The sequence below is a fragment of the Chitinophaga sp. genome, assembly GCF_035538455.1.
GTDB lineage: Bacteria > Bacteroidota > Bacteroidia > Chitinophagales > Chitinophagaceae > Chitinophaga.
This window is the reverse complement of the sequence record NZ_DATLKJ010000084.1, coordinates 39,974-53,573: the sequence shown is the minus strand read 5'-3', so window position 1 is coordinate 53,573 and position 13,600 is coordinate 39,974. Positions and strand designations below refer to the sequence as shown.

Sequence of the window (13,600 nt, the reverse complement as noted above, 5' to 3'; positions counted from 1 at the left end):
ATTTCAGGGATTGACCCAAAAGTATCGGTAGACTTTGAGTATCGCTTAAATAATGACCGCTCCCCTTCAGACATCCGGAAAAAATGGCTGGCTATTTTGGAGCAACCCCTGAATAAATAAACAGAGAGATTATTGATTAGAAAAAAATCAATGATGGACAAGTGGAGGATTTCTCAATTTCTCAGAGATACGCTTCTATTTGTTTCATAGGAGGGAAAATAAACGCCGTGTTTATCTCCAAAAATATTCTTATCTCTGTTAACATCCTTAAATGCCGCATAATATGCATTCAGATCATTTTGAGATGTTCCTATTTTTGATTTAGCGGGTTTTATTCTTTCCTTATTATATGTATCACGATCATAATTTACAGGATGGTATTTCCCCACAGAAGCATATTTGTGCAAAAAGTTGGGAATGAATATTTTTGGTATAAAATCCAGAAATGAGTTTGGAAGCTTATACTCATCTGTGTCAAGTGGTAAATGAGGAATTAAATCACCAAACGATTCGACCCTCAAATGATCTATATTTTTATGAGCTTCATAATTCTTTGCAAATTGAATACTACCTACTCTCGGTGCACCAAATGTGTATACATTTAATTTTATCCCGGATTTATTAGAAGCGATCATTCGGGCTATTAAAGTAGCAATAGCTCCTCCTTTACTATGCCCTGTAAGATATATGGGCTCATTATTCTTTAGCGCATCTTTTACTACTTTGTCTCCCAAAATATCCACATACAATGCATTTGCTGCCGCATAGAATGCAGTATGAACATCAGTCCCATCCAGAAATTTTGTCCAATAGGCCTGCAGGTTATTAAACCCATCTTTGCTTCCATCCGTTCCTTTGAATGAAATAACCGGGACTTTTCCAGCTACGGTTGCTGCTCTTGCCACGAATCCGGTATGTGATATAGGAAAATTCGGATGACCAAGATTAACCTTTCGATTATATACTTTCAGATCCGAATATACTGTCTTAATCACAGGTTTATTATACCCCTCATGGATTTTTGTATCAATAGTAGTGTTATTTATAGATCCCGCCAGTAAGGATGCATCCCACATATGTAAAATCATCTTTTCCATAATTTGAATTTAATTGTTAATCTTTTTAATAAAATCCGGTTAATGTCACTTTTCCCCCACCTGCTATAAAATAACCTGAAACCAACAAGGTTTCTTTTGCATTTATATCATAAGTATAAAGTCGGGAACCTGTGCCAAACAATTCCTGAGTCTTCGGTTTATCATCAGCCAATGATCCATCTCTTATCAATTGCAAGCTAAAGTGGTTGGCGCCGTTTTGATAGCCCTCAACCAATACCTCGCATTTTTTCCAGGTTTCTGTAGCATCCAGAAACAAGCGCTCCATAATCGTTACAACACCCCCATCTTTCCATGTTACAGATTTGGATTTAAGAACACTTGACTCCTTGTAGGTACACTCAACTGTGACAGAACCATCTGCTGTACTTGTCAGAAATTCACTCGACATTTCTCCTGTAACACTAAAGCCTTTATCGGAATTTATTGTTCTTGTAATAACTTCTTTACCATGAAGATACTTACCAAAAATTTTTTTCCCATTGAGATAAACGATAAATTTTTGTACAGCACCAAAAAGACCATTCTTATTCTTTCCAACTATTGTTATGGTACATTTCTCCCAAAAACGGTCTCCGTCAAAATTTAGTCTTTCGATCTTGGAAACCCCATTAGTTTTATCCTTCCATGTTTTTTTTACTGGAATCATACTGTTTATGATTTAGAGATTAAAAGAAATTATTAATTATGAATCTTCCTTCCGTTTAAAGACTAACATTTTCTGCCACCATATTCACGCTCTCTTCGGATAATAGTTCCCAACACTTCTATAATTATTCACAAATTCAATCTGTTAGCTCATTCTGTGTATTACTGTTTATCGATGTCTCCTGATATTAATTAGGTATCATGATAATACTCCTTTTGGGGTGACTACATATAATTGAAACTTATTAGCCTGAATGCCTGGATGGATACGATAAACCATTACGGAATACGTAGAATATTGGGTCGGTAGTGATCTGTTAGAATATTGTATTGATGGCAATTTTTGTAGTTACCAGGAAATATTCCTCCGGTATCATAGATACTACAGCGGTTTATTGAACTGATGCCACAACAGAACAATACAATAAAACATTTTGCTCAAGATGAACAATAACCGGGGAAATAAAAAAAGATGTAAAACATAATGATTTTTTGAGGGTGTCAATGCCTTCAGACATTCAATCACAGGATATTACAGAGGCATCAAACAATATAAGGGGTTTACTCATTCTATTAATACTGTTGTTTCTTGTCTGGTAATTACAGTTACAATTATACAAATATTGTATTATTTAGCAAAAAAAATATTAGGATTCCTTCTTAAAAAAATAGAAGTGTATATAAAGGTCCTATGAACTCCTGTAAATAAAACGGGATGGATATCCATACATCCATCCTATCTAACAGTTAATTGGGAATAGGACAATATCACGACACACATTTGATACTAGATACTTATAAGATATGCCAGCTCAGTAGCATCGAGTTCCTGCGCTGGACCACAAAACAAACGGCTCGTTAGTTAATCACCTATGGGCCGTTTGTTATTTGAATGTGTTGCCGGCTACTCAAAATCAGCAATATATATTGCCAGCGTCAATACCGTGTCCCAGCTTTCATCCTTTTTCTCCAAAAATTGCATGTTGACTGCCTCTACTGCACGCACAACATATATCTCTCCCACAAGTACTGCTTTGGTTTCGTCCTCAGATAATAAAACCGGTGAGAAGATATAATGTATTTTACCCTTTTTAAAATATTCGGGAAGAGACTTCGCATTACTACACGGATAACTTATGACGTTACCTTTGGTTTTAAATCTACCGTTAATAGAGTAGTTGTGCGCTTTGCTGACATCAATCTGATTAAGGAAAGTTTGCCAGGAACTGCTCTCTATAGCCTTTGCCTGATGGAGGGTATCCAACAGATAGTATCTGTAATTCTTTGGATCATACACTTTCAGCAAACTGTCTGTTGTGCACAAATTGACGTAAAATGTGTCCGGTGTAGCTCTTGATAGTACGCTTGAATAAACATTAATTCCCTCAGCTACCTGGTTATATTTAACTTGCGCCCTGGTTAAAAAACAATGCATCAGAAAAAGGCAAAAAAGTATGATCGCTTTTCTCATGTTAAATAGTTGTTAGTTGCAAGATTTAACTTTCGTAGATGCTTGGCTACTCTGTAATTCAGCTAAAAGAATTGCCTGAATATTGTTTTTGTCAACGGCGTAGTTATTGTAAGCCTCAGTTTCGGTAAGTCCACCCCACGCCAGGGCGTCACAGTACTGTTGAATAGTCATGTCCGCTCTCGGAGAACTAATTCCAGCAACCAATGTATAGGCATAAAGAATTGAGGAGATATTCTTTATATAGGAGTTGGCCATCTGATTATGCTGCACCGACCGATCAATTGCTTTACTTTCATCCACGAACAAGAGCGTATTTAACTCCCTGAATGTATTATAGTCGGGGTCCAGCGTATTGGCCAGGGCAAATGTAAAATAACTGTGCACCATTTCATGTAGTAACGTCCTGGCGATAGAGAGATCGGTGGCTGTCCTTAAATAGTTAGTATTAAAAGTAATTTCAACATGGCTGCCAACACCAATTGTTTGTGCATTCCGAGTCGTTAAATTCCCTTGTGAGTTAACTTCGTCCGGTATTGGAGCAGCCTTAATAATTAACTTCCAGTTAGGGTCCGTTGAGATCTTATAAATCATGTTTGCCATTTGATTATAAGGACCCTTGGCATCCCAATAAAAAGCATTAATGGCCATTTGGATTAAATTGGCCTTCTCGTTCACTTGGGTATTGATCTGGCTTAAACAGGTAGGAGCCGATGGATCAACGGTGATCTTTTCCGCTGAGAAAGCTGGCTTTACACCCGGGCGGCCAGGCACACCACCAATACCACCTCCAATACTGCCGCCAACACCTGGCAGATTGGGCGCTCCCGGTCCTGTGTAAGTAGGGGATGTTGAGCCAACACCAGTGCCGCAGTCTGTTTGTACGGAATATGAATACCGGCAAGTCCTATAACTGCCAGCGCTTGCACAGTAGTAATAATCAATAATACATTTACCCATCGCCATAGCCGGATCTACAGAAATCCTCCCATTCGTGGGGTCACTTTTCCAGAAAGACTTGTAACTCCCATCTGGAAAATACTCATAGTTAGCTATCTCGTGGCCATTCCAGGTTTCAATCAGTATCTTCCCCGTGAATTTCTCCGGCGTCTCTGAGAGATTATAAGGGTCAATTTTGTTGGGAATCGTGGTTATCACATCTGCATGCATTTTGCCCAGGCTATCCCGATAGAAAAGTGCATTCGTTGCCTCACTGGTTGATAAATAATCATAACCCGCATTGTATCTGAAGTACAGATCTGTCTTATACTTCACAGGTACAATAACAATACTGCCTCGTCCAAACGCCGACTTTTTCGCGATGGCCTCGTCCCAAACCAGCGCTCTTTCTGTTAAAGCGCTGATTCTTCCCGGCACCGCATTGGCAGCTGTGGGAAGTACCTCGCTTTTAAAATACGATCGAGCTTCTTTAAGGAAAGTAGCAGGGTCATTCTCAAACCCCGTCGCTATATCATTTTTCCGGCAACCACCAAAGATCGACAGGAAGAACACAACGACAATACAAAGTAAATACTTGTTCATTTTTATATAGATTGAGGGGTAAAATCAAAATAGGAGTGAGGGTGGATAGATATGTTTTATTCATAAAACAGTAACAACTTTTGGGAGTAAAAGAATGTATCACTTTTCCGTGTTTTGCAAACGAAACAACAAAAAAACGATAGTGAATAATCCGTAACAGCTAGTTGGGAATGGGGCAATACCACCCTGTAACCTCTTTGATGGTGAGCCTTAAAGAATAAAAAAGCGTTCAACAATAATAAGTAAAAAAACTTATAATAAATGGACACTGAGTCATTTTAGATCAGACAGCCGTGTATCCTTTCTTTTGTAGAATCAAATGCCCCGTTTGAGAAGTGGAGCGTCATATCTGCAATTTTATAGTTGAAGAGGTTAAAACCAGGTCGGCGCTCTCCATATTTTTCATCCAACCAATTCCCCCGTTCGTTCCATCTATCCCCCCGTTTGTTCCATTCTTTTGTACAACACCTTCCTGCCAGATACTTTTGAGCCGCCAACAAATTAATGAACCCTTACACGGTAATCATGCTTAATAAAACGGTATCACTCCTTTCTTGCAGCACAAGACGCACACTCAGTCTGTTGATATTCTTGTGCTCGTCCGTCACAGCCTACGGCCAGCGAACGGCAACATCAACAATACCAGATACATCCGCTGCCAGATTTAATCATACAAGAACCACCGCCTGGCTCTTGCACCGGAAAACATTCATAGAGTCTAACCTCGTGGTGTACAACTCACATACCTGGAAAAAGCTCCGCCAGAAAAAACTCACCGCCGTCTCACCTCATCTCTCACTCAATGCCAACGACTCCCTGCTCGCATTATCTGCTGTAGGGAAGATAAAAATACTGAATGCCCAAAGCCTCAAAACAGAACAGGTATTGTGGGAACGCACACCACAAAAGCTGGTGGAATTCGATCCCGTTTCACCAACAATATGCGCCAGCGCCACCGTTAAAAACGTCATACAGATAAGAGACCTCCGCAACGACAGTATCCTCCTCGAAATATACGGCCACAACACACCCATCCGGACATTGAGCTACCGCCCCGATGGCAAATATCTCTTTAGCCTCGACAAAAAAGGTAAACTATGTGTATGGTCCCCCGCTGAAAAGACGCAGCTGGCAGAACGGGATCATATACAGGGAACCCCTTACTGGGACACCGATGGAACACTACGCATCGCCGACAGCACCTCACCCCAAACACCGCAGGTGATAACCCTGCAAGCCATCCCCGGCAGTGACCTGCGCTTTCATCACTACACGACGCCTATGCTGGAAGTATTCCCTGCCCCGGTTATTGGCTACATGCCGGAAGCTGGTTTAATACTGGGATTGGGCTTTACGGTCATCGCCCAACCCACCCGTAGCAGTAAGTATTACCGGCCGTCATTGCTCACCGTATCGGCTTCCCACGGTTTCTACGGTAACCAATGGCTGCTGGCATTCTCACTCAGCAGGTACCTGAAAGACCGTTGGTACATAGCAGCCGACCTGCAATATAACATACACGCCAGGAGCTTTTATTTCGGTACTGCTATGGATGCCGATTACAAAAAGAAACAACCTTATATCTCCGGTAATTTCCTCCTGAGTGGCGGAGTATACCGGTTGTTCGGTCAGCAGCTGGGACTTGGCCTGTTGTACGACATCCGCCATAATAAACGCGCCAGGTTTGAACAGGAGATACCCCTCCGGCTCTTCCCGCCCTTCGGCGTTGAAGGCGGACTGGCTGCCGGCCTCGGCGCAGCACTCAGACTTGATAACCGCGATAATATATTCTCGCCTTCCCGCGGCGCGTTCCTTCAACTGGCGTATCTGCGCTATGGCATAGCCGACGCAGGAGATTACAGGTTCCATGAAGTAAAAGCAGATCTCCGCAAATACTTCCCGTTAGGCAATCCTGCAAACGGCCGCCAGCTGGCCCTGCAAGGAGCGGCCGATCTCACATGGGGCGGTCAGCCGCCATTTTATATGCTGCCCTATTTCACCGGCGACAAAGCCCTGCGCGGCATCTACAGGAACCTCTACACGGATAACCAGGTTGCATTTGTACAAGCCGAATACAGATCCCGCTTCAACGTAGCCGACCCAAGATTCGGATATACTATATTTGCAGGAGTTGCAGATGGGTCAACCGACTTTATTCGTCAATATATAGCCGACTTAAAAGTAGTATATGGAATAGGGTTCCGCCAGCAACTCTATCCTAAGAATCATTTACAATTAAGGATGGACGCAGCCTGGACAAACAAAGGAGACTTCGGTTTCTATGCCGGCCTCGGCACATCATTTTAATAACTGCCTGGAAACATACATGCCAATGGGATTGATCCGAAGTAACTTTTCTATTCCACGTAAATACAAGGTACGATGGCTGGCTATTCTGCTTTGCTATACCGCCTATACAACACTGGTGTTCTGTATCGTATACCTGACGCAAAAAGAAGCGCTCTACAGGAACTATGGCCCGGTACCCGCGATGTGGGCCGTCAATATCCTGCACGATGCCATCAAATGCACCATCGTCTACTATTTCCTTATTTACTGGATATTCCTGCCGGTCATACAAACAAGAAAAATCACTTTCCGGGTGGTCTTACCCAAACTGGCACGCTTAATACTCTTCGGCACAGTACTGACAACTTATGAATTCTACCATGCATTTGGAATAAAAGGCGGTATAGCTGATCGCCAGCATCTCAGTGCGTACGACTTTTCTGTCTGGGAGCTCGTTAGCGGCATCGTCATGCTGCTGGTAGGCCTGATCGTAGCCATATTCATTGAGCTGCGAGACAGGGCTGTCCGGCTGCATGAACTGGAGAAAGGTAAACTGATGGCGGAACTCTCTGCTATTAAGTACCAGATTAATCCGCACTTTCTGTTTAATTGCCTTAATTTCATCTACACCAGATCCGTGCGGCATAATACAGAAGTGGCGCACGCCGTGAACCTCCTGTCAGAGATCATGCGCTATGCACTGGAACAGAATGAGGATAAAGAAGGAGTGGTGCTCCTCGCCGCCGAAATGAGCCACATGAAGAACGTAATCGAGATCAATCAGATGCGTTTCGACAATAACCTGAAAATCCACTTCTCTGAAAAAATCGATAACGGCAATATCCGTATTCCGCCACTCGTCCTGATCACATTAGTAGAGAATGCATTCAAACACGGAGATCTGAACGATGAACATAATCCCCTCGATATAAGAATCGAAGTAGCGGGAGAGAGGTTGTGGTTCTATACCCAGAACAAGAAAAAGAAAAGCGTAAAAGAATTGTCCAGCGGTATCGGCCTGACAAATGTAAAACAACGGCTGCAGCTGGTATATGGCCCCAGACATCATTTTCAGACAATGGAAGATGATCAGTATTACGTGGCCGAACTCACTATAAATCCATAAATGATGATCCGGTGTATTATTGTAGACGACGAAACACATGCAATAGAGCTATTGTCCATGCATATTGAACAAACCGGTTTCCTGGAGCTGGTAGGCACTGCCACCAGTCCCGTGAAAGCGCTGCAACTCGTATTCGAACAAAAGATAGATGTGGTCTTCCTGGATGTCCAGATGCCGGAAATGTCAGGCATCGAATTTATGCAATTACTGAACGGAAGATGTAAAGTAATACTGGTAACCGCCTATAAAGATTACGCTATACAGGGCTTTGACAATGACGTTATTGATTACCTGCTGAAACCCGTCACATTCCCGCGCTTCCTGCAAAGCGCCCGCAAGCTGCTGGACCTGAGTAACAAAACCGCAGAGCAGAGCAACGACTATATTTTCGTAAATGGCGACGCTAAGGGAGGCCTCCTGCGCATCAATACAGATGATATCATCTACGTAGAAGGACAAAAACAATACGTCTGCTTCTTTACCCGCGACGGAAGAAAATACCTCTCCAGGTTAACGCTGAAAGAACTGGAAACGCGCCTGCCCGCCGGTAAGTTCATCCGGGTACACAAATCCTTCGTAGTCGCTACACAGTATATTACCAGGATTCACAACAATGCACTGTCCCTGGCGCATACCACACAAATGATCCCGGTAGGTTCCAGCTACCGGGAATCATTCATGAATAGGATGAAAGACAGGATCATGACCTGATAACGTATAACCCCGCTTAAGGGTGTGACCGTAAATATGCTATCGCCCGGTCTAATGGGGCATCAGTAATACCCGTCATCGATGTACTATCATTATTCACCACAATCGCAGGTGTGATCCCTCTGCCTTCGTAGTTTATTTTGTTTAAATCACAAGTCTGGCCATTGGGGGTATAGATCTTGCCATAAGGGCCTGTGCCAAATGTAAACATACCACCTGAGTAGGAGGGGAAATCATAGTCAGTAAGCCCCCCTAAACCACCCCAGCTACGTTCGCCGATGATAGTCGTCTTTCCGGCAGGTAATGCTTTTAATGCCAGCGTTGTCATTTCTCCCATACTGATCGTATTCCCGTCTATCAGTACAACAATTGGTTTGTCAAAAGCCACACTCCCGGTTTGAGGGGTAACAATATTTTTTATCCAGGGTGTATAGTCGAGCCGGCCACTTCCATTTTTGTACTTTGAGTAACCCCAGTGTAATGGCTCCGTAATTAAATTTCCTACCAAAAAATGCATATCTGCGAGATATCCTCCCTGATTCCCTCGTAAATCAATTATCAATCCGCTGGTTTGTTTGTTTTTTACATGATCAAAAAAATTTGTCAAAGCTGCTTTAATATAAGGACTGGAGTATTGCTGCGCTAATCTGAACTTGTTGAATCTTAAATAAGCGATACTGTCAACCTGTCCCTTGGCAGGTTTGATATATCCGCTCAATACCGCCAATGTATCGCCCTTCGCCGGAGATACCCACCCCCAGGTAGATAATGCCGGAACAAGATAACTACTATATATGTTACTCACCGTGCTGACAAGCGCCGGATAATTTTGATGATACCTGCCTTCTTTTCGTCGCTGATCATAAGATGGAGAAAGAGACATATTATACCATCCTAACCCCCCTGGCAGATTAGCAAAATAATGCCCGTCTATTAATCCATCGGTCATAGCTTTAAAATAACTATACACTCTGGGGCCGGCAGTATCGGCTGACAGACCATTTAACTGCGCAAAAAGTGGTTGGTAAATCTTATACATATTATCCCAGTTAGTAGTATCTATATCCCAGAACACATAGTTATTATTCATGCCATTCCAGAATGCATTAAATACCGCATTGTAATCTGCGATGATATATTTGTTGGAAGGATTTAATTCCGGTAATTCCTTCCTGCAGGCAGATAATCCTGCCAGTAATACAAGGCTAAGGCTGATTATTATAATTATTCTGTTCATATAAGTAAGCTTTAAATTTGATGGTATGATAGTGGTTAAAAACGAGGAGTGTTTATTTATTACACTTACTTAAAACATCCTGCGGCAAGGTAAAGTGTATAGGTAACCTACTGAGATGCTGGTGGTCGTGTTATATCTGGGTACCTGGTTGATCATATAGTTTTTCTGCTGATCGGTTAACGCATAATAGAGTCTCCCCTCAATGTAAATTTTGCTGCAGTGGGGAAATGCATATTGTGCCCCGATACCGGCTAATAACCCGAACTCCCATCGGTTATCTTTCCGGTCATCAAAATGATAAGGTTCATTATATTCCTGGGGGCCGTTAGCTGCGAAAATAGTATACTGGTATTGGGCAGACGCATCGCCGGTATTCCACATCGAAGGCTGCCTGCCTTTGGTGCTGCCACTGCTCCAATAAGCGGTATAAGTACCCAGGCTTACAAAGCCTTCCCATTGTCTGATTCCATAGGAAAACTGCGCCATTACGGGAAGCTGAAAATAATTATTGTGGAATTCCTGATATTGACCTTTGTAATAATCACTTCGTTCCAGCTTGTAATTCTTTTGAATAAATGTTGGTGCAACCTGTACGCCGAACCATGAGTTTAATTTGAGTTGTACCGGAACCGCTACGTTTGCCCCTCCCATACTTTTATAGGTAGTGAAAAAGTAAGGCGACGAATTGGTGGATACATGATTTCGGTTGTAGCCGGTTTCAATACCAAGAGAAATAGTTTGCCCTGAAGAATGCAATTGCGTAAGCAAACAAAAGCATAATAGTGCTCCAAAAAATGGAGACGCAGATTGTTTTCTTTCCATAAAATAATTGTTTAACTGTTTGGTTGAGATTTGCTTTAAGTTATTTTTGGGTGATTAGGGTGTTAGATTTGAAAGAATGCTCACGATAAAAAATTGCGCTGAACGGGTGTTGTTCTTCACTTATCTATTGGTTTCCTGCTAAAATAGCTTGTCTTATATCATAAATGTAGTAAATGGAGTTTGTTATAACTAATCAATGGTTAACACTTTTTAATCGTTTATTAACACCTGTACGAAGACCGGAGCAAATTTTTAAAAATCTGCTTCGGTCTTCGCTGCTAAAATATCTACTATCATCTCGCTACTTTGCGGGCTTAAAAATCTCGCTCCGGTCTTCGCTGCTGAAATTTTTTACTTCTTTGCGCCTCCGCGGGAAAAATATACGCTTTGATCGCCCGCAATCCTACCTGATACCCCTGTACCAGGCAGGCCTTTCCCGTTCACTGTTCCAGAAAAGCGCCGCCTGCCCGGATGGCGATCCGTCAGGCCGGCTCAACCGCCATACTACCCCATCATAGATCGTGAAGGTATGTCCGTATTTATCAACGCGCGGACCGCTATAATTATAGGCAATGCCATGAAGCGTTACGTCCTGTAACAACCGTTCCCGTTCACTCCTGTCCTGTGACGCTGCACTTAGCCGCGAGGGAAGCTGTAACAATTCGGCTATGCCGTATTTAAAACATGACAATGCAAATTGATTGGCATAGATGAAATATGGATCAGCACCCGTTCCATGTGCCAGTATAGCATAAGGCGCTTCTTCGTGCAGCCATTGTGAACGTGCTGGAATGCCCGGCGGCACAGGAAGCCCACTGCCATTCCGGTCCAGGAAATTATGATCTATCTGCGTAATTAATGGAAGAAAAGAGGATGTCATTGCAGTCGTTATAAATTTTTAAGACGGGGATTCTGACCCAGCTCCTGCTGGTGATCTACGGGTACTTCTATCAGCAGGGAATGTGGTTTGTCTATCTCCATACGGCGCAACAGCGCTTCCAGGTTACCCAGATCCGGCTGTAGCCGCGCCGCTTCCCATCCGCAGGCCCTGGCGATGGCACAATAATCAATAGCCGCTACACGCGCATGGTAATGCGGTGTGGCAATGTCAGGTAATACTTTACCCAGACCCTGTTCAACGATAGATAACGATTCATTGTTCAGTAGAAAAACAACAATACCCAGTCGGCTCACTTCTCCCAAAGAACCAGAAAACAGACGGAAACATCCGTCGCCGGTAAACAGAAAAACAGAACGGTTAGGATCAGATAATTTCGCACCTACGGCGGCACCGAAAGCCCCTCCCATAGCAGAACCACGATAGAGTGAATAAAAATCGATACGGTCGTTAGGCCGTTGCGTTACATACTGCCGGTCCTTATAAGCCAGGCAAACATCATCTATTCCCAGCGAGTGAGCAGGCCACCAGGCATGGAGGCGCTGGTATAAGGTGGCCATATTTACATACCCTTCCCGTGGAACCGCAAATGGCCGGTCGTTCAGATCTGCCGGCGCTGGCGGAACAGGTCTGTTAGTGAAAGGGTAACGTTGCCCCGCACTTATCAGCGCGCTTAATAAAACATCCAATGGCCCGCAAATATGATCATATCCTCCGGTAGCCACATGACGCAGACTATTCTCCACGAGGCCATACGCCCGGAAAATATTCCCCAGGAAAAAAGTGTGAGCCGCCTTAAACCCACTGAAGTTAATCGTGTATTCGTCCGGACAAGCGCCCAGCACTACCAGCACATCCTGCTCGCCAAGAGCATTAAACAGTGACATCGCCTTATCATTTCCGCCAAAGGAAATATAGCCGTAACCGTAAGGATTATCCTGGCTCACCGCATTGGCGCCATTGATACTCCAGATGGCTGCTGCCTGCAACTGCTCACAAAGCTGCGTAGTGAGCCGCTTTGCATGAGGATAACGCGCCATCTCTTCCCCCACTAAAATCACTATGCGTTTATCATGCACCGCCTGGCGGAAGGCAGACACAAAAGCATCCAGGTAGTCTTCTTCCACCAAAGGCGCTTTTTCAGGCAGGGGCATAATATGGTCCGTCACTGCACTTCCCACAGCTTCATTGTCTAATACCAATACAATTGGTTTAGAACGGTCCAGGGTAGCTTTTGCAGCGGCCAGCTGCGTGCTTAACAAAAACGGATCATTCAGTACAAAAACAGCATCTCCCAATTCTGCCCGCAACTGCGCCACGATATTACTGCCATATATGGACGTATCCTGTAGCGGTGAAAACCCTTCTGTATTACTACCGGAAACAGGTACAATAAACACAGCAGGAATGTCGTGCAGCTTGGCATCGCTTAATCCGCAGCCGATCAATTTGGTGGCAGCGCCGGTAGTGGCCACGGCGGCAGCTACTTTACCGCTTGCCAGGTAATAACCCAACGGAACAAATCCCGCGCTGTATTCCCCCAACGTCAGAAATGACGGGTCATCAGCAAGCAGGTCATCCAGTGGTTGCAGGTGCTTTAACAGGTGAATAACACCGCCGCCCGTAACGCCGGTGTATAAGGTGATGCCCCAGTCGGTAAGGGTGTCAATAATGAACTGATAATTGTCCACCACACAAGGAGGACTTGCGCAAAGTTTACTGGTCGTCATAGAATAGTGGTTAA

Annotated in this window: 11 protein-coding genes; 3 read left to right on the top strand and 8 right to left on the bottom strand. The window is 43.6% G+C overall.

The window, feature by feature from the left end:
* Nucleotides 1-173: 173 nt before the first annotated feature.
* The 4 genes from VM802_RS09765 to VM802_RS09750 all read right to left on the bottom strand — a co-directional run bounded on the left by VM802_RS09765 (nucleotide 174) and on the right by VM802_RS09750 (nucleotide 4,773).
* Nucleotides 174-1,097 (bottom strand): lipase family protein, encoded by a 924-nt coding sequence (locus tag VM802_RS09765; protein WP_325529805.1) that lies wholly within the window; start codon nucleotides 1,095-1,097, stop codon nucleotides 174-176.
* A 25-nt stretch (nucleotides 1,098-1,122) separates the two neighbouring features.
* The gene (locus VM802_RS09760) at nucleotides 1,123-1,764 is read right to left on the bottom strand and encodes a hypothetical protein (protein ID WP_325529803.1); all 642 of its coding nucleotides are present in this window, start codon (nucleotides 1,762-1,764) and stop codon (nucleotides 1,123-1,125) included.
* A gap of 903 nt (nucleotides 1,765-2,667) precedes the next feature.
* Nucleotides 2,668-3,234, bottom strand: a complete 567-nt coding sequence (locus VM802_RS09755; RefSeq protein WP_325529801.1) for a hypothetical protein — start codon at nucleotides 3,232-3,234, stop codon at nucleotides 2,668-2,670.
* Nucleotides 3,235-3,246: 12 nt separating this feature from the next.
* On the bottom strand, nucleotides 3,247-4,773 hold the full coding sequence (locus tag VM802_RS09750; RefSeq protein WP_325529799.1) for a type III secretion system effector protein: 1,527 nt from the start codon (nucleotides 4,771-4,773) through the stop codon (nucleotides 3,247-3,249).
* Nucleotides 4,774-5,298: 525 nt separating this feature from the next.
* On the opposite strand from VM802_RS09750, the gene VM802_RS09745 reads away from it, so the two are divergent.
* The 3 genes from VM802_RS09745 to VM802_RS09735 are packed head-to-tail and all read left to right on the top strand — an operon-like array spanning nucleotide 5,299 to nucleotide 8,899.
* Entirely contained in the window at nucleotides 5,299-7,080 is a 1,782-nt protein-coding gene (locus VM802_RS09745) for a hypothetical protein (protein WP_325529797.1), read from the top strand.
* 25 nt (nucleotides 7,081-7,105) lie between these two features.
* Nucleotides 7,106-8,188, top strand: a complete 1,083-nt coding sequence (locus VM802_RS09740; RefSeq protein ID WP_325529794.1) for a sensor histidine kinase — start codon at nucleotides 7,106-7,108, stop codon at nucleotides 8,186-8,188.
* On the top strand, nucleotides 8,189-8,899 hold the full coding sequence (locus VM802_RS09735; RefSeq protein WP_325529792.1) for a LytR/AlgR family response regulator transcription factor: 711 nt from the start codon (nucleotides 8,189-8,191) through the stop codon (nucleotides 8,897-8,899).
* A gap of 16 nt (nucleotides 8,900-8,915) precedes the next feature.
* Here VM802_RS09735 and VM802_RS09730 read toward each other — a convergent pair whose 3' ends face one another.
* The 4 genes from VM802_RS09730 to VM802_RS09715 form a co-directional block, all read right to left on the bottom strand.
* The gene (locus VM802_RS09730) at nucleotides 8,916-10,136 is read right to left on the bottom strand and encodes a S41 family peptidase (protein WP_325529790.1); all 1,221 of its coding nucleotides are present in this window, start codon (nucleotides 10,134-10,136) and stop codon (nucleotides 8,916-8,918) included.
* Between the two features lie 69 nt (nucleotides 10,137-10,205).
* Nucleotides 10,206-10,958, bottom strand: a complete 753-nt coding sequence (locus VM802_RS09725; RefSeq protein WP_325529788.1) for a porin family protein — start codon at nucleotides 10,956-10,958, stop codon at nucleotides 10,206-10,208.
* Nucleotides 10,959-11,361: 403 nt separating this feature from the next.
* On the bottom strand, nucleotides 11,362-11,838 hold the full coding sequence (locus tag VM802_RS09720; RefSeq protein ID WP_325529785.1) for an MEKHLA domain-containing protein: 477 nt from the start codon (nucleotides 11,836-11,838) through the stop codon (nucleotides 11,362-11,364).
* Nucleotides 11,839-11,846: 8 nt separating this feature from the next.
* Complete coding sequence (locus VM802_RS09715; protein ID WP_325529783.1) at nucleotides 11,847-13,586, bottom strand: thiamine pyrophosphate-dependent enzyme; 1,740 nt, start codon at nucleotides 13,584-13,586, stop codon at nucleotides 11,847-11,849.
* Nucleotides 13,587-13,600: the final 14 nt, after the last annotated feature.